General features: G+C 43.5%; 17 protein-coding genes. All 17 read left to right on the top strand.

All coding sequences use genetic code 11. From position 1 onward, the window contains the following. The first annotated feature begins 37 nt into the window (after nucleotides 1-37). Nucleotides 38-1,246: a bifunctional folylpolyglutamate synthase/dihydrofolate synthase gene (locus M3193_RS05020; protein ID WP_251624781.1), complete on the top strand. Its 1,209-nt coding sequence runs from the start codon at nucleotides 38-40 to the stop codon at nucleotides 1,244-1,246. A 90-nt stretch (nucleotides 1,247-1,336) separates the two neighbouring features. Further along, nucleotides 1,337-3,040: a sensor domain-containing diguanylate cyclase gene (locus tag M3193_RS16805; RefSeq protein WP_251624779.1), complete on the top strand. Its 1,704-nt coding sequence runs from the start codon at nucleotides 1,337-1,339 to the stop codon at nucleotides 3,038-3,040. 24 nt (nucleotides 3,041-3,064) lie between these two features. Then, nucleotides 3,065-4,786: a diguanylate cyclase gene (locus M3193_RS05010; protein ID WP_251627216.1), complete on the top strand. Its 1,722-nt coding sequence runs from the start codon at nucleotides 3,065-3,067 to the stop codon at nucleotides 4,784-4,786. A gap of 120 nt (nucleotides 4,787-4,906) precedes the next feature. Continuing rightward, complete coding sequence (locus M3193_RS05005; protein WP_251624777.1) at nucleotides 4,907-5,332, top strand: PulJ/GspJ family protein; 426 nt, start codon at nucleotides 4,907-4,909, stop codon at nucleotides 5,330-5,332. 15 nt (nucleotides 5,333-5,347) lie between these two features. Then, complete coding sequence (locus M3193_RS05000) at nucleotides 5,348-5,782, top strand: prepilin-type N-terminal cleavage/methylation domain-containing protein (RefSeq protein WP_251624776.1); 435 nt, start codon at nucleotides 5,348-5,350, stop codon at nucleotides 5,780-5,782. A gap of 18 nt (nucleotides 5,783-5,800) precedes the next feature. Continuing rightward, nucleotides 5,801-6,937: a hypothetical protein gene (locus M3193_RS04995; RefSeq protein WP_251624774.1), complete on the top strand. Its 1,137-nt coding sequence runs from the start codon at nucleotides 5,801-5,803 to the stop codon at nucleotides 6,935-6,937. Between the two features lie 53 nt (nucleotides 6,938-6,990). Continuing rightward, nucleotides 6,991-8,343, top strand: a complete 1,353-nt coding sequence (locus tag M3193_RS04990; RefSeq protein WP_251624772.1) for a VanW family protein — start codon at nucleotides 6,991-6,993, stop codon at nucleotides 8,341-8,343. A 30-nt stretch (nucleotides 8,344-8,373) separates the two neighbouring features. Then, nucleotides 8,374-10,032 carry a GspE/PulE family protein gene (locus tag M3193_RS04985; RefSeq protein WP_251624770.1) on the top strand — a complete coding sequence of 553 codons (1,659 nt, stop codon included), beginning with the start codon at nucleotides 8,374-8,376 and terminating at the stop codon, nucleotides 10,030-10,032. Nucleotides 10,033-10,042: 10 nt separating this feature from the next. Next, nucleotides 10,043-11,080 (top strand): type IV pilus twitching motility protein PilT, encoded by a 1,038-nt coding sequence (locus tag M3193_RS04980; RefSeq protein WP_251624768.1) that lies wholly within the window; start codon nucleotides 10,043-10,045, stop codon nucleotides 11,078-11,080. Then, entirely contained in the window at nucleotides 11,080-12,291 is a 1,212-nt protein-coding gene (locus tag M3193_RS04975) for a type II secretion system F family protein (RefSeq protein ID WP_251624766.1), read from the top strand. The genes M3193_RS04980 and M3193_RS04975 overlap by 1 nt, the downstream gene beginning before the upstream one ends. Before the next feature lie 119 nt (nucleotides 12,292-12,410). After that, the gene (locus M3193_RS04970; RefSeq protein WP_251624764.1) at nucleotides 12,411-12,863 is read left to right on the top strand and encodes a type II secretion system protein; all 453 of its coding nucleotides are present in this window, start codon (nucleotides 12,411-12,413) and stop codon (nucleotides 12,861-12,863) included. Nucleotides 12,864-12,978: 115 nt separating this feature from the next. Beyond that, nucleotides 12,979-13,932: a type IV pilus biogenesis protein PilM gene (pilM, locus tag M3193_RS04965; RefSeq protein WP_251624762.1), complete on the top strand. Its 954-nt coding sequence runs from the start codon at nucleotides 12,979-12,981 to the stop codon at nucleotides 13,930-13,932. Between the two features lie 2 nt (nucleotides 13,933-13,934). Further along, nucleotides 13,935-14,570 carry a fimbrial assembly protein gene (locus tag M3193_RS04960; RefSeq protein ID WP_251624760.1) on the top strand — a complete coding sequence of 212 codons (636 nt, stop codon included), beginning with the start codon at nucleotides 13,935-13,937 and terminating at the stop codon, nucleotides 14,568-14,570. Beyond that, the gene (locus M3193_RS04955) at nucleotides 14,563-15,246 is read left to right on the top strand and encodes a pilus assembly protein PilO (protein ID WP_251624758.1); all 684 of its coding nucleotides are present in this window, start codon (nucleotides 14,563-14,565) and stop codon (nucleotides 15,244-15,246) included. The genes M3193_RS04960 and M3193_RS04955 overlap by 8 nt, the downstream gene beginning before the upstream one ends. Further along, complete coding sequence (locus M3193_RS04950) at nucleotides 15,243-15,998, top strand: prepilin peptidase (protein ID WP_251624757.1); 756 nt, start codon at nucleotides 15,243-15,245, stop codon at nucleotides 15,996-15,998. Before M3193_RS04955 ends, M3193_RS04950 begins: the two co-directional genes overlap by 4 nt. Nucleotides 15,999-16,087: 89 nt before the next feature. Then, a complete protein-coding gene (locus M3193_RS04945) occupies nucleotides 16,088-16,756 on the top strand; it encodes a hypothetical protein (RefSeq protein WP_251624755.1) in 669 nt (222 codons plus the stop codon). Between the two features lie 96 nt (nucleotides 16,757-16,852). After that, nucleotides 16,853-17,452 carry a Maf family protein gene (locus tag M3193_RS04940; protein ID WP_251624753.1) on the top strand — a complete coding sequence of 200 codons (600 nt, stop codon included), beginning with the start codon at nucleotides 16,853-16,855 and terminating at the stop codon, nucleotides 17,450-17,452. Nucleotides 17,453-17,472 lie beyond the last annotated feature (20 nt).

The following is a 17,472-nucleotide window of genomic DNA, read 5'->3' as shown; positions in this document are numbered from 1 at the left end:
TAATCCTATGCTGATTTTACCATAAGGGGCGAGTGTTTTGATTCCTAAATTAGATGAATATAAAGAGCGGTTTTCTATAGCAAGTGACGATGAAATAAAGCCGGGGCTCGCTAGCATCCGCGCTGCCCTCCGGAAAGTAGGGAATCCGGAAAAGGGGTTGCGGATCATTCATGTGGCGGGTACGAACGGCAAAGGTTCCACCATCGCTTTCATGGAATCCATATTGAAAGAGCATGAATTTTCGACAGGCGTCTTTTCATCTCCGGCGTTGGTAGATGTGCATGACCAAATCCGTACTAACGGCAAGCCGATCACCCCGGATGAAATGGACAAGACGTTTATGGTGATGAAGAGAGCCGGGCTCAGCGGCATGTTGACGGATTTTGAATTGCTGACCGTTGCGGCCTTCCTCACATTTGAACGGGTAGCGCCGGATTTTGTCCTGCTTGAATGCGGAATGGGAGGCAGTTTGGACAGTACGAATGTCGTTTTCCCGCTCGTTTCCGTCATACCTTCGATCGCATTGGATCACGTTGGATTTCTCGGAGAGACGATTGAGGAAGTTGCAGGTCATAAGGCGGGGATCATTAAAGAGGATACGCCGGTAGTTGTCGGATCGATGCCAAATGAGGCAATGGAAGTGATTCGGTCGAAAGTCCTGGAGACGAAAAGCGAATTGCTAATCTACGGGGAGGACTTCAACCAGTTACAAGGCGAGTTCATTGGAGGATCATTCCGTGTGTCAATTAAGGAACGGAGGATGAAAGGCCCTCATCAAGCTGTAAACGCGGCAATAGCAATTGAAGCATTGCTGCAAGCGAAGATATCTTTAAGTGAAAAATCAGTTGCAAAAGGTGTCGCCAGTGCGTCATTGCCTTACCGATTTCAGGAAATCGATGATGGTGTCTTTATCGACGGTGCGCATAACCCGGCAGCCGCTAAAATGCTTGCTGAGACGATCAAGTCCGAATTCCCCGGTGAAAAAGTCGACTTCGTCATCGGCATGCTAAAAACGAAAGACATTAAAAAAACGCTGGAGGAATTGATACCCGTCGCCGCTTCCTTCACTTTCATCACTTTTCCGCATCCACAAGCCGCCACAGCGGAAGAATTAATGTCCAGTTGTCAGTATAATAGAAAAAGGGTGACAAAACAATTAGATGATACTATAATACTAACTAAGAGAAATAATAGGAAGCTAATAGTCGCAGGCTCGCTGTATTTAATCAGCGGTCTTTTGAACTAGTAACATTTCGGGAAAAGCTTGCATTTATTTGGACAACTCGAACTCATTTCGTATATAGTACATGTAGATTTTTAAAAGGGGGCAAGAAGGGTGTCTGAAAAAAAGTGGTCTACTATCAGCTTGTTTACTATTTGGTTGCTCATCGTGCCCCCAGGAATCAGTTATTTTCTAATTACTCAAATGCCTGAAACCATTAACATGGTCTACTTGATGCTCTTTATTCTATTTGGAGTGCTGACTGCACTTTTCCCAATTAAGCGGGATGGAAAACCGATCACGTTAGTCATGTGGGCTACATTGCCTGCTTTCCTCATGTACGGAATCGCCATTGAAATGATTGTTATGCAGATTTCTATTATTGCTACACTTTTTGTGTCTAAGAGATATCAAAAGCAATCACACCGTTTTTTCCTGAACTCCATAATGATGTTCATTTTATCCCTTGTAGCTGCTGCCGCCTTCTATGTTGTCGGCGTGCAACCCGGCTCACTGGACTTCTGGCCGCTTCTAATTGGTGTTGCTGTATATAGGTTGGTGCATACGACTGCGAATTTCGGCTTATTAAATATATATTTCGAAGCAAGAGCAGCGAAAAGGACGTACACAATGAAAGACGTTATTTTCGAGTACGCCACACTTATTATCATTTTGCCCCTGGCTCTAACTTTCTATTTGACACTTAATATGGTCGGTATCGCTTCTTTCTTACTTTTAGGATTTCCTTATTTTATGACAATTGCTATTATTCGTCTTCATAGCCGATTTGAAAGTATCAATGAGTATATAAAAACAGCAGGTAAAATTGGAAGCGACCTTTCCGTCATGACGGATGAAGAATCAGTTACAACCCAATTCATCAAGAATACGAGTGAGTTATTCAGGGCCGATTATGTCTTTCTCTTCACGAATCATGATCAATGGCTGGAGCTGGAAAAATGGTATGAGAAAAAGCGTTTTGTAGACAGTTCATACCAAACGATCCGGATCGGAGAAGGGATTGCAGGGAAGATATTGGAGACAAAGGAGGCAGTCATCTACTCGAAGCGTAAAGACTGGGAACAACACGCAACGGTATCGGCTCCTGATGACATGGAAAGCGTCCTTTGCATCCCATTGGTCCATAACAATGAAACGAAAGGGATTCTTCTATTAGGTTCCAATCGGAAAGGCGCATTCGGTGATCATCAATTGAAGATTTTAGACTTGCTCGGGTCGTATTATATAGTGGCTCTCGAAAAGGCGAGATATGTGCAAGAGGCATTGCAGCGGAGTGAAAGATGCGCATTGACGAAACTATATAACTATCGGTATTTGGAAGAAAGGCTTCACTTTGAAATGAATCGGATGAGCATGGGGGATATCGAGGACTTATCTGTCGTCATGCTGGATATCGATCATTTTAAAAAAGTGAATGATACTTTCGGCCACCAGAGCGGAAACGATATCCTGTATGGTCTGGCTAGAATTCTAGAGAAAGCACTGCCGGACCATGGGACGATCGGAAGGTACGGAGGTGAGGAGTTTGTCTATTTATTGCCGGACTTCTCCAAAGTGGAAGCAGTCGATTTTGCTGAACGTTTACGATTGCTCATCAGACAGCATGTGTTTACAATCATTCCCGATTTGGGCGAGGACAAGTATCCGGTGAAAGTGACCATCACATCCAGTGTCGGAGTCGCGAATGCACCAACAGATACGGATGAAGCGATGAATTTATTGCGCAATGCAGATCGAGCTTTATACATCGGTGCGAAGCAAGCGGGAAGAGACCGTGTGGCTGAATACGTAAAATAACAGAGGAGGGGATAGGAATTGATAGTGACAGCTCACCAAAAAAGAACGATCTATATTCTGTGGCTCCTTATTGTTCCTATGACGTTTTACATAGCCCTCAATTATTACCCGTCGGCTCCATACAATTATATGAACCTGGCCATTTATATGGCCATCCTCCTTGCTACATTGATGACAACGATTTCTATGGACAATTTTAGTATCACATTGGAAAGATGGGTCATTTTCTCGTTGTTTTTCCAATACGGCATTGTTGCTGAAATGATTTTTATGCAAATCGCTACCTTATTCCTGCTTTTTAGCCATAAATCATCGACGCCGAAAGCGTTCAGATTCGCGGTGAATTCCATCGAAGCTGTCATTGTATCGCTAATAAGCGCGGCAATCTTTTATGCCTTAGGCGGTTCGCTTGAGCAAATGTCGCTAGGTTCATTTTTACTTGCAGGCTTCATATTTGCCACCATCTATTCATTGCTTAATAGTGCCGTCCTTTTTGTTATTTTCAAATGGGTGAAAGCTGGCACATCCGTGATGAAAAAGGTCATCTGGTGGGATTATGTTTCAACGATCCTTTTATTGCCGTTTGCTATTACCTTCTGTCTTCTCATGCAGCAATTTGGTAGTAAAGCATTTTTGCTGATAGGCGTTCCATTTTTAATTGTCCTGCTCGTGGCAAGCAACTATATGAAGTCAAACAAGTTGAATGAAGTCTTATCCTCATCCACGGTAATCGGCCATCAGCTGGCGGATAGATTACGCGTAGAGGATGTATTCCACACATTCATTGATAAAATTAAAGATGTAATCCCGTACGAGAGCGCCTATGTCGTTGATTTAAGAATGGGTGAAAACCTCGTAATGCTAGCGCATAAAGAAGGCGAAATCCAGAGCGGTGAGACGAATAAATTTTCATATCCACAAAAGAAGTCCGAAGGTGATGGCTTGGACGTGGAAGTGACCAAGCTGTTTCTGAATAAAAAGAGTCTAGGCTCGTTCATAGGGTATACATTTGACCCATCCGTCGAATGTGTTATGACAGCCCCGATTAAGAGGAATCAGAAGACGGAAGCCTTCCTGATCCTGACGTCCAATCAACGGTATGCATTTGAAGAAATGCATGTGAAAATAGTGGATCTCCTAACCGGATATTTTGCTACCGCTGTAGAAAAAGCAAGATATTATGAGCGGACGGTGGAACAGAGCGTAAGATGCGGATTGACCGGCCTCTACAATTTCCGGTATTTAGAATCAAAGCTGGATGAGGAAGTAATCCGTTACCACACTGATGAAATTGCCACCTTGTCCACAATCATTCTCGACATCGATCACTTCAAGTCCATCAACGACACGTACGGCCACCAAAGCGGAAATGATCTGCTTTGCACATTTGCGGCACTCTTAAGAAGCTACCAAACATCCGAAATGACATTAGCCAGATATGGCGGAGAAGAGTTCGTAATGATATTGCCGGATTATGAAAAAGACGAAGCCGTAGGTCTTGCTGAAATGATTCGAAAAGAAGTGGAAGAGACCAATTTCAAAATTATCCCGGATTTATCCGAGGACCGTGAACCGACCATCGTCAACATGACAGTGAGCGTCGGAGTCGCTACGATGCCGATGGACGCAAAAGATGGAAAGGAATTGCTGCGAAATGCGGATAGGGCGCTTTATATCGGCGGAAAGCAGGCCGGGCGCAACCGGGTAGGGATTTATATAGAAGAAAAAGAGAATGTAGTAAGTTGAGGACCGGTGCATGCCGGTCTTTTTCTATGATTTTTTACTATTTTCATTGACTAGTTGATAAGTTTCGACATATTTTGTATGCTGTAAGTCAGAGAACCATAAAAAGGTAGGCGATATCCAATGAGAAGCCATAAGGTAAATGAAAAAGGGATGACCCTTGTCGAAATCCTGGCTGCGCTTGTCATATTGGGCATCGTCTTTGTTGGTTTCATGACGATTTTTCCGCAGATGACTAATTTTAATGAGAAGACTGGAACGAAACTCGAAACAATGAATGAAGCAAGGAATTTATTGCATGAGTTCAAAACCCTTTATACTCTTGATGAATTTGAAGGTAATGGTTATACAGAGAGTAATGGTATGTGGATCAAAACAATGGTTGGGAAAACTGTAAATGAAAAAATAGAATACAGAATCCAACAAGCACCTTCGTTGGAAGCCGGAACTAAAATCGAACAGAGTAATCTCCATTTCGTTGAGATTCTTATTATTAATAATAACAAAGTGAAAAGTAAGACATTTGGTTACATTGAGGTTCTGAAGTAAAGGGGAGGAAGCAGGGTGCTGAAAAAACAGAACGGCATGACATTAGTGGAAGTCCTTGCAGTTCTTGTCTTGACTTCCCTGGTGATTCTTTTAATTTGGACAACCGTAATGACTGCAATTAAATACAATGTTACCGAGACAAAAAAGCTTCGTTTGCAAGAAGAAGCAAACTATATCATAACTGAAGTACAAAGGATTCATCGGCAATGCAACCAATATGAGCTGAACGTCAGTGAAGGTGAAATTACCTTGGTGAATTGTGACGGGCCGATAAGTGATCGAGCGATTAGCAGGGGATATAATTTCAATGGGACCACTTACATTAAAGATAAAATAGATGCGAAAAAGAAAGATGCTTCGATTCCCTTTACTTTAGTCATTACTGATTTGGAAAATGACAGATTAAAAGTAGAAATTACAACAATTATCTCAAGGTATAAATTACATTGAATCCGGGGGGAGTACAAAATGAGCAAATCAGATAATGAAAAAGGATATGCCCTTTTAATTGTTCTCTTTATGATTGTATTCATTTTAAGTATTTCCGCCATTTTTATGCGTGGTTCAATTAGTAATGCAATGCAAGAACATCGTATTGATGAGTCCCATCTTACGGTTATGACGGCTGAGGCGGGAGTAGATTATACAAAACAATTGTTAATCAACGAATATTTCGAGAGAACAGAAGAGCTTGATATTTTAGCTAATGAAAAAAAGAATGAGAAAATGAATTATGCCGCAATTCATAAGGAAGTCAGAGATAAGCTAGATGGGTATTTGAAAACTAGAATTGGACAAGAAAAATATATTACTGACTATGTAGAATTTACGAAGCCATATAATTATAAACTTATCACATATTCTTTTTCAGGTAGTGTAAATCCGAGGGAAATCATTTTCAGCGGTACTATTGAAGGGAAAAGAGATAATAAAGAATCGAAAGTATTAACTAAGAGAATTAATTTTAAACAATCCTTTTTGATACCTGATTACAGCACGACTTCCAATTCGGGCGGGACTTTGGTTTCTCCTTCTAATCTATTAAAGATTTATCCCGATAATATAACTGCACCCGCTTGTCCAGGAGATAAGTTGGACTCCAAGACTTGTAAAGGGTCACAGTATGGCGGGTATAAAAATGTGAAGAATTCAAAAGTCTATTTTCCGAATGGATTTAAGGTTACCAACGGAAACTTTCAAGTATATAACTCAGTTTTTTTTAGCAAAGAAACATTTGAGGTTGCCAATATGAATGATATCGAGAAATCAACATTAAACTTGTATAAAAATTTAATCATTAACAGCAATGTTAAAGTAGTACAAGAGTCAACTATATTAGCTTTAGGGAATGCGGATTTTAAGGGTCAGTTGACGGTTAGCGGAAATTCATTAGTTTGCGTAGGTTCACTTTCTGTCGGTAAGAACTTGACAATTGGAATGGGCAGTAAAGTAGTGTATATGGGCGATTTCTCCAAAGGTAAAAAAGGTGCTGGTGAATTGATAAAAGTAAACAGTGTAAATGAACTCTGGGAGAAATGTAAGTTAGGAAGCAATAATAAGCTGGTTTGGCCAAAACCTACTCTAGAAGATGTAAGCTATGAATAATCTTGTGTTCTAATAAGAAATACGCGGGTGGACGATGGAGGATGGTGTTCCTAATGAACAAAAATATAGTAACGATAAGTATTTCGTCCATGATTGTTTTAATTTTAATGTCAAGTGTTGCTTTGGCTTCAGACTTTCGATTTGGCAAGCAATTTGCAGACCATACCTACGTCGGCCCTTTCAACATTTCTAATAGTAAAACGAAACAAGCAAGATCGAAATTAGCATCAAATCTATCAGAACTTCAAACGAAAATGGATGTGAATCTAGTCTACCAGGACACCCAATTCGCACTTCCCCCTGAAACAATCACATTCGATATTGACATGACACTTGCAAACGCGAATTCCGGAGAGGACAATCCGATTATTGCAATTGTTTCTCCTGAAGGTTTGCAAACCGTACTCAGCCAGGAGCTTCCTAAGAATAATTTCTCGGAGAGCGCAATTAATTCGATTTCGATAGGTATTGAAGAAGAACTGCAAACAGGCATCATGCCTAGATATGTCCATATAACGGATTATCTTGGAGTCGATGAAATACAAAATGAGGTACTAGCATCATTTGATTACAGCATTGACAGTATCTCGCCTGCTTTGTCAAAAGCGGTTCATGCACTGGACCAATCAGTGATCGGACCATTTGAATCGTTTTCCATGTCGGAAGTATTGACAAGTCCTGAAATCGGACCGCTTACTGATGAGGAAATGACATTGCTTTCATCCGTTTTATATAGCGCAATTCTCCAAACAAATTTCCAAGTCGATGAGCGGAATATCGGTTCGGTTATCCCTTCAACTATTCAACCCGGTTTTGAAGCGGCGATGAACCAGACATTAGGTCTCGACCTAAAGTTTACGAACCCGAACAAAACAGATTTCACCATCCGGGCGGCCTGGACATCTGGCAGGATACACGTTTCGATTGAAGGCAGGCCGTTCTATTACACTTATGAACCTAGTGTTTCTAAATCAGACACATATAAACCGAGGACTGTCCGGCAATACAGTGCATTTATCGATGATGAACAAGTCGTTGTTTCACAGGACGGCATTGATGGGGTAGAAGCGATTGTGACAAGGACATTGTCAGTCGACGGAGAAGTTATACATTCTGAGGACATTTCAAAAGACTTCTATGCGCCTATCCATCGAATTGAAATTCATCCACTGGCTAAAGAGAATACTTCGGCAGCAGAGAATACATCAGAGACAGATAATACTACTTACGACGAAGCGGAACTTCCGCAAAATGATGGGACACAAACAAGTCCGGATAGTGAACCATCAATTCAAGGAGAAGTGGGATCAAATAAAACCCATACTGTTGATGAAAACAGCACCAACGAATCGGCCGATGAGGAAGTCATCTACGATAAAAGCGGGCTGCCGATATCAGGAAAGTGATCAAGGCAGAGAAGTGAAAGAGGGATGTAAATGGCGATAACACGAAAACGACTGGGCGATTTGCTTGTTGAATCTGGACTCATTACTGACGCCCAGCTTCAAACTGCATTGGAGGAAAAGCCTAGAGATCAAAAACTCGGGGACGCACTTCTTCAAAGAGGTTATATAACCGAACAACAACTAATTGAAGTACTCGAATTTCAGTTAGGGATTCCCCACGTCAATCTTTTCAGATACCCATTTGACCCAAAGCTGTTCAATGTTGTTCCGAAAGAGTTTGCGAAGCGGAATTTAATTGTTCCGTTGAAGGCTGACGGAGATAGGCTATTTGTAGCAATGTCTGACCCGATGGATTATATATCTGTTGATGATCTGCGTTTGTCGACTGGCTTTCATATTGAAACAGCAATCGCTTCCAAGGATGATATCCTACGGACAATCTCAAAGTATTACGAAGATGAATTGCTTGAAGACTTTTTCATCGAGCAGCCGGAAGAGACGAGAGAACAGCAAGATGAGCTGACCGATCTTGATTCTCCGATCGTCCGCCTCGTCAATCAGCTATTGTCCTCTGCCATTACGCAGAAGGCGAGTGACATCCATATTGATCCGCAAGAACATCAAGTCGTCATCCGATACCGGATTGATGGAATGCTGAAGACGGAACGATATTTGCCGAAGCATATGCAAGCAATGCTCACTGCCCGTATTAAAATCATGTCGAGCCTTGATATTACGGAGCATCGAGTGCCGCAAGATGGGCGGATCAAAGCGACAATCGATTTCCGACCGATAGATCTGCGGGTTTCTACATTGCCTACCGTATTTGGCGAAAAAGTTGTTATGCGGATTCTGGATTTGAGCAGCTCGCTGAATGATTTGAAGAAATTGGGTTTCAGCCAAGTCAATATGGAGCGGTTCCTGAAGGAAATTGAACGCCCGAATGGTATCGTGCTCATTTCCGGGCCGACCGGGTCGGGTAAATCATCCACTCTTTATGCTGCGTTGAATAAATTGAACAAAGAAGAAGTGAATATCATCACTGTTGAAGATCCTGTTGAATACCAACTCGAAGGCATCAATCAAATCCAAGTGAATCCCACGGTTGGTCTCACATTCGCAAACGGTCTTCGATCGATCTTGCGGCAGGACCCCGATGTTGTCATGGTCGGTGAAATCCGCGACCGTGAAACGGTGGAAATTGCAATTCGTGCATCATTGACAGGTCATCTTGTCCTTAGCACGATCCATACGAATGATTCCATCGCCTCCATTACGCGATTGATCGATATGGGCGTCGAGCCGTTTCTTGTGACTGCGTCCGTGAATGCAATCATTGCTCAACGGCTTATACGTCGGGTTTGTCGGGATTGCGGACAGGAAATGCCCGCATCGAACCGGGAAAAAGAGATTTTTGCAAAACGGAGCATGGAAATTGAAACGATTGTCCGTGGGCCAGGCTGCGCGGCTTGCAATATGACCGGATACCGGGGCAGGGTCGCCATTCACGAAGTGTTAGTTATTAACGATGAAATGCGCGAAGTGATCAATAACCATGGGACACCTGCAATGTTGAGGGAAATCGCGATGCGGAACAGCACTGTGTTTTTGATTGATGATGGATTGGACAAAGTGAAGCAGGGAATCACGACAACTGAAGAAGTATTACGTGTTTCACTTATTGAATAGGGGTATATATATGAATGAAACAATAGATGAAATATTAAAAAAAGCATATGAATTGAAAGCATCCGACATCCATTTAACAGTCGGCGTGCCCCCTGTTTTCAGGATCCATGGAGAGTTAAAGCGCTACGGAGAAGTGTCTATAGATGATGCTTTTACTGAGGCAGCTGCTAAGTCGACTATCCCGGAAAAAATAGTTGGGGAATTTCTTGAGAAGGGCCAAATCGACTATTCCTATGATTTGAAGGGAATCGCTCGTTTCCGGGTCAATGCATTTCAACAGCGAGGTTCAATTTCGCTGGCCTTTCGGACAATCCCGACAATAATTCCATCAATCGATGAATTGCAAGTTCCCGGGATACTTAAGTCACTGGCTGAAACTCCTCAAGGTCTCATTTTGGTTACCGGCCCTACAGGTTCAGGGAAATCGACGACACTTGCAGCGATGATCCGTTATTTGAATGAAACGTCCCGCAAACATATTATTACTCTCGAAGATCCGATTGAGTATGTTCATTCGCATCAATCTTCCATCATCGATCAACGGGAAGTCGGCTTTGACACAAGCACTTTTGCTGATGGGTTGCGTGCGTCCTTACGGCAGGATCCTGATGTAATCCTCGTAGGAGAGATGCGGGATCTTGAGACGATTTCCACAGCCATCACTGCGGCTGAAACAGGGCATCTTGTTCTGGCGACGCTTCATACTTGGAGTGCTGCTTCAACGATTGACAGAATCATAGACGTCTTTCCGCATGGACAGCAATCCCAGATCCGTGTTCAGTTGGCTGGTGTTTTAACAGCTGTGTTGTCGCAGCGTCTATTTCAGACAGTCGACCGGAAAGGGAGGAGAGTCGCAACGGAATTGATGATCAACAATTCCGCGATCTCTAATTTGATCCGTTCTGAAAAAGTCCATCAAATCCCGAATGTCATTCAAACAAACCGGTCTATGGGAATGCATATGATGGACACGTCAGTCAGGCAGCTTCTTGACCGCGGGCTCATTTCATATGAAGTGGCAGTGCCGTATATTGAAGGTGATGATTGATGGCTCGGTTCAAATATGACGGCCGCGATGCAAATTCGAAAAGATCAGGCGTTATTGTTGCTGCGAATAAACGGGAAGCTGCATTGAAATTGAAGAACCAAGGAATTCGGGTAACGAATCTAACCGAGCAGGCTGAAACGGTTTTAACGAAAGAGATCCATCTAGGAAAACCGATCAAACGTACCCAATTCATCATGTTCCTCCGACAATTTTCAACATTACTCCGTGCAGGAGTCACAATTGTGGAGTCGATTCGCATTCTTTCTTTGCAAGTCGAATCGAAGCCCTTCCAAAAGATTTTAGTTTCTGTCGGGGATGATCTGCGGGGAGGCGGTTCGTTATCCGATGCGTTAATGAAGCACCCGAAAGCGTTTGAGCCATTAGTCATTAACATGATCAAAGCGGGGGAAATGTCAGGTACAGTCGATGATTCGCTGGACAGGCTTGCGGAGCATTATGAAAAAGCGCATATGACAAAGCAGAAAGTCATATCTGCAATGTCTTATCCGATTGTTGTTGGGATCGTTGCAATCGGCGTCGTCATTTTCTTGTTGTCTTTCGTCGTCCCAATGTTCGTCGATCTTTTCGCAAGTGTCGGTGGCGAACTTCCATTGCTGACAAAATTCGTTTTGAAGGCAAGTAATTTCATGGTCGCTTATTGGTATCTCGTCCTACTAGCTGGAGCTGCAGTAGTTGTTGGCATATTCATGATGCGAACCAGCAAGGAAGGGAAGTATTTGTTGGACTCCTTCCTGTTACGGCTTCCAATCTTCGGCGATCTTATGAAGAAATCATCGCTAGCCACATTGACGAGAACGCTTAGTTCCTTATTTGCGAGTTCCGTCCCGATTTTGCAGGCGTTGTCAATGACGGAAAAGATTGTTGAAAACCAAGTCATTTCTCGCGTTGTTGGCGAATCAAGACAATCATTGGAACGAGGCGGTTCTTTGACAGAGCCGATGGCGGGCCATTGGGCGTTTCCACCGTTAATTCCGCATATGATTGCAATCGGAGAACAGACCGGATCGCTTGATGCGATGCTCGGAAAAGTCGCGGATTTCTATGAAAAGGAAGTCGACGCCTCTACAGATCGTCTAAAAGCATTGATCGAACCGCTTATGATCGTCATGCTAGCGGGTTTGGTAGGGACGATAGTGCTATCGATTCTGTTGCCGATGTTTAGTTTATTCACGGAAATAGATAATATGTAATGATTTTTGTTGTAAAATAAATATTTATATATAAATATAGTTTGATAGTTTCATTTTCACTAGTAGTTTGGTATTCTTAATTGGAAATTGAAAATAAGGTAGAATAGGGAGGAATAATGATGAAAAAACTTTTACAGAAACGTTTGAAAAACGAAAAAGGGTTAACGCTAGTCGAGCTCTTGGCGGTTATTGTCATTTTGGGGATTATTGCGGCGATAGCGGTGCCTGCAATTGGTGGAGTTATTCAAAATTCTAAGTATAATGCTGTTAAAGCAGATGCCTTGAATGCTATAAATGCAGCTAATCTTTACTTTATAGATGATTCATCTGCTACATCTACTTCGACTGTTACTGTAAAGCAGCTGGTAGATGGGAAATATCTTGAAAACAAAGGGAAGTTAAATGATGGTGATACTATCTCAAATGCTAGCCCAAAAGTATTCTCTACAGGTACAGCAAAAATTAATTACACAGATAATAAAACAGTCAGTTTTAATGCTACACTAGAACAAATTAATAATGATAATCAAAAAGGTAGCGATGACAATACAACTAAAAAAATACCGAAATAAATAGCAGTATCATCAGACGCGAATTAATATTGCTCATTTATTTGGATGACCGATATATCTTTCCATTTGCCTTAGTTCTCGCAGAGACTACTTTCAAGAAATAGGAGTTGACAAAATGCAATTATTCAACCGCCGCAAACAGCCGGCAACTCTTACAATTGAAGATGATGCCGTCCGTTTTGTCCGGTTGAAGTCGCAGGATCCGATCGTTATTGACTGCGCGGAGGAAGTGAAGCTTCCTCCGAACACGGTCGTCGAGGGGAAGATTGTCGATGCGGAAGCGCTGGTGGTCATTTTGGAAGGATACTTGAAGGAATGGGGCATCACGAAGCGCGATGTCCAGTTTCTTGCTCCAGATACATATGTGATGATTCGGAAGGTGCCTTATCCGGAAGACATTGAGCCGGATGAATTGAAAGGGCATTTCTTCATTGAAATCGGTTCGACGATTTATTTGCCGTTTGATGATCCTGTTTTTGATGTTGTCCCTTGCAGTTTGAATGAAGGGACGAAAGAAGCGATTTTAATTGCCTCGAAAGAAAGTATTTTGGATCAATACGAAGATGTCTTAAAAGCTGTCAAACTCAATCCCGTTATTGCGGATATCGGACCGCTAGCCCTTTATCGCCTTGCTTATAAGATGTATCAATTTTCGGGTGATGAGCATGTGTTGATCGCCGATATGCATGATGGTGTGCTCACCGTATCGATTTTTCATAAGCATTACCCGCTTTTCATGCGTCCTGTCGATCTATCGCAATCCGCCGATCTGTCGATAGTTGCGGAATCTCAAGTAGATCCCCAATCCATCACGCCTACGACCATTGTGTTGGAGCTTGAAAAGCTGATAAACTTCTATCGGTATAATTTACATAACGGAAGTGCTTCCATTACACATCTGCTCGTCAATGGCGAATACGATGATATGGAAAAATTATTGTTGGCTATAAGGGAGAGATTTTCAATCGAAGCGGACCGTTTGCTGAAAAGACCTTTGGAACTTCAAGATGGACAACAATTGCCCGCAACCTTCAACCGTACGATCGGGTTGGCATTGAAAGAGGTGTAGTCATGCTCGTTGATATTAATCTATTGCCTGAAAAGGAGAGGGAGCGTTCGACGCTCCTTATTGCTGCACTCGCTGTTTTAGGTGCAGCTCTTCTTTTTTGGGCGACTCTTTTTGTCTTATCCCTTTCCTTATCAAAAGAGACGGCTCGAGCGGAAATGCAGATCGCTTCCTTGCATGCAAGCCAGGAGACGATACGGGAAAACCTCCAGCCCTCCTCACATGCAGGCGACCGGGAATTACTCGCGGCAACCGTTGAATGGGCGGAAGCGAATCAGTTCGATACATTGCCTATATTGCGTGAGCTGATCGCTTTGTTGCCGGAGCGGGGGTTTTTTGTTTCGTTCGAATTTACAGCCCCTCATGAATCGACGGTCGTTGTCCAGTTTGATGACAAATCGGACGCCGCCTACTATTTGACGAGGATGAAATCGTCTACAGTCGTGTCGTCAGCGACAGTAGAGTCGTTGGTGGCTGAAAGTCTTGAAGAAGATAGTGATTTGGAGTCAATTCCGCGTTTCGTAGCGACGTATCGTATTGAATACGTGGATGAACGAAGCGGTGTTGTCGAGGTTGAAGGAACAGAAGAAGTGCCTGAAAGTGGCAACACTGATGAGCAGGGGGTCGACTCCGATGAGTAATATTTCCAAACGTCAGAAGGAGATGGGGCTCCTTGTATTGGCGATTGTATTTCTGCTTGCGCTTGCCGCTTATTCGTACTTTCGAGTCTTCGCCCCGGCGAAAGAATCAAATGAACGCGCGGCACAGACGTTGGCGAATGAACGGGATATCCTGTTTGCATTGCAGCGTCAGGAGGCGCAGCAAAGTAATACAGGGACATCCAACTCGCGGCCATTGCAGGAGAAGCTTCCAGTTAAGCCGCTAGAGGATCTGATCCTCTTGCAAATTCAGAAGGCGGAAGTGAAATCGGATGCCTTCGTCCATGAAGTGAACTTTTCCTTGGAAGAACCAATCATTGAAAATGCGCCCGAACAAGTTCAAAATGTACAGGCTGTCATTGCGGAAGTGCATATGGCGGCAGATGCATACAAGCAAATCGACCGGTTCATTGAAGAAATCGAATCGATGGAGCGTGTTTTCATCATGGACCGTGTGGAGTTCGCTGCCCCCGAAGAAGTGAGTGCGGTGGAACAAGAGGACGCTCCGATGGAATTAATTGTCACTTTCCATGCGTTTTTCCGGCCGGATTTAGGGAATCTTGAAGATGAAGCGCCGAAAGTGGATGCGCCGTTGCCGGCCGGTAAACAGGATCCGACGCCGATCAACAAAATTCCTGGACTAGGTGATCGTGAATGAACATTGTTTGGATACTTTTATTCTTCGTGTATGGAATTATTTTCGGCTCCTTCTTCAACGTCGTAGGCCTCCGTGTGGCGAAAAAGGAATCGATTGTCTCGCCGCCATCCCATTGCACAAAATGCGATCGGAGGCTGCGTCTGCTTGATTTGATTCCGGTACTCTCCTATGTTGCTCTGCGGGGAAAATGCAGGGGATGTGGGCAGAAAATAAGCCCGATGTATCCTTTTATGGAATTCATAACGGGTGTTTTATTTGCATTTTCGTATTACCATATCGGTTTTACATATGAATTGATCATTGCGTTGCTGTTCGTTTCATTGCTAGTCATCATTACAGTTTCCGACTACGCGTATATGCTGATTCCCGATAAAGTGCTTTTGCCGTTCGCCATCGCGCTCTTGATCCTTCGGTGGCCAATTCCTACAACGCCGTGGTGGGATAGCCTTCTAGGGGCTGCAGTAGGCTTTGCCGTACTGTATCTCATTGCCGTCGTGTCGAAAGGTGGAATGGGCGGAGGAGATATAAAATTGTTCTTCGTCATCGGGTTGGTGCTCGGAACGGTGAACACACTACTGACGTTGTTCCTCGCTTCAGTGATCGGTTCAATCGTCGGTATATATGTACTGAAGAAAACCGGAAAAGGCAGGAAGACGCCTGTTCCATTCGGACCTTCCATTGCAGCGGCAGCCGTCATTTCGTATTTTTACGGAATGGCCTTTGTCGAATGGTATCAGCAATTATTCATTTAAGTCGATAAATTTATTGGGACAAGACGACATACGTCTTGTTCTTTTTCATGTCCGATTTGATACGGTTACTAAAAACGGGGTGGTCTGGAATGAACTTCAAGAAGAAGTATTCGAAAGTGACAGTCGCAATGGCGATGCTGCACGGCGTCATCATTGGCATTGCAGCCGTAGCAATCGTAGGTTTCATTATCGTCGGCACGAATGGACAAGGGAAGGAAAAGGCGGGTGAAGAGGAAACTGTGGCGACCGATACGCCAAAATCCGGAGAAACAACTCCTACATCCGGTCCTGCAATTTCGCCTGAGGAAGCGCCGCTTCAGCTGTTTGCTAAACAGCATGGCGTGTTTTCTACATTACAATCTGCCCAGGAATTTGTGGCACTGGATGCAAGTCTTGCGAAGGCTGCGGTTTTAGATATCGGGGGGCAGTTCTATGTGTGGAGCGCTGTCGGCATCCAGGAAGATGAAATTGATGTAAGTGCAGATGAAATGACGTTCAGGAAGCCGTTTTTTGCCGATACATCGTCGTGTTCCACTGTCGGTGCTGGAAAATTAAGAAACGCTCTATCGGAAACGGAATTATCGAAAATAAAAGTTTTGACAACTGTCGGGGAAGGGGAAGCCGAGGATGAAAAGCTTGCCGAGTTCCGCAAGATTGTAGTTGCCGTTACTACGTTCACTTCGGATTTGCGGATTGTGCGTCTTCAGTTGCTTGGTCATTATACACATAAGAACGGTTGTGTGAAAATCAATTTTTAACCCGGGAAAACGGGGCAAATCCGCGTTATTGCCGAGTTATGAAAATTTCCATTACGCTCCTTCTCAAGTATGATTAAGAAAAAGGAGGTTGCTTATATGGAATTCATTGCAAAAAGCCCGATTATCCTGGCATCCGGCTCCCCGAGAAGGCAGGAGCTACTCGGAAGCCTTGGCATCCAGTTCGATACAATGCCAAGCGATGTCGAAGAAGTGATGGAGTTGGTGGATCAAGACTTCGCGGATTATGTGCAGAAGCTTGCAGTCAAAAAAGCAACTGCGGTGGCGGAAAGGCAATTGGATGCAGTAATTATAGCGGCGGATACAATTGTCGTTTTTGGCGGAGAGGTTTATCCGAAACCATCAACGAAAGAGCAGGCAGAGAGCTTCCTAAGAACGTTTTCAGGAAAGACCCATTCAGTTTTCACCGGTATCAGCATTCTCGGAAACGGATTATCGAAAGTGTTTTCAGCCGAGACGAAAGTGACGTTCAAAGAACTGGACGATCCTCTTATCAAGTCATATGTGAACTCCGGCGATCCTATGGATAAGGCGGGCGGATATGGCATTCAAACCGCGGGGGCGCTCCTTGTCGAAAAAATTGAGGGGGATTATCTCAATGTCGTCGGATTGCCTTTATCGAAGCTGGTGGAGATATTGCGTGAAGAAGGCATCGTTCAGTTGAAGGAGGCTGAATGATCCATTGACAACCGATGTGA

The sequence above is a fragment of the Sporosarcina luteola genome, from assembly GCF_023715585.1.
In the GTDB taxonomy this organism is placed as follows: Bacteria; Bacillota; Bacilli; order Bacillales_A; family Planococcaceae; genus Sporosarcina; species Sporosarcina luteola_D.
This window is presented reverse-complemented; position numbering and strand designations above follow the sequence as displayed.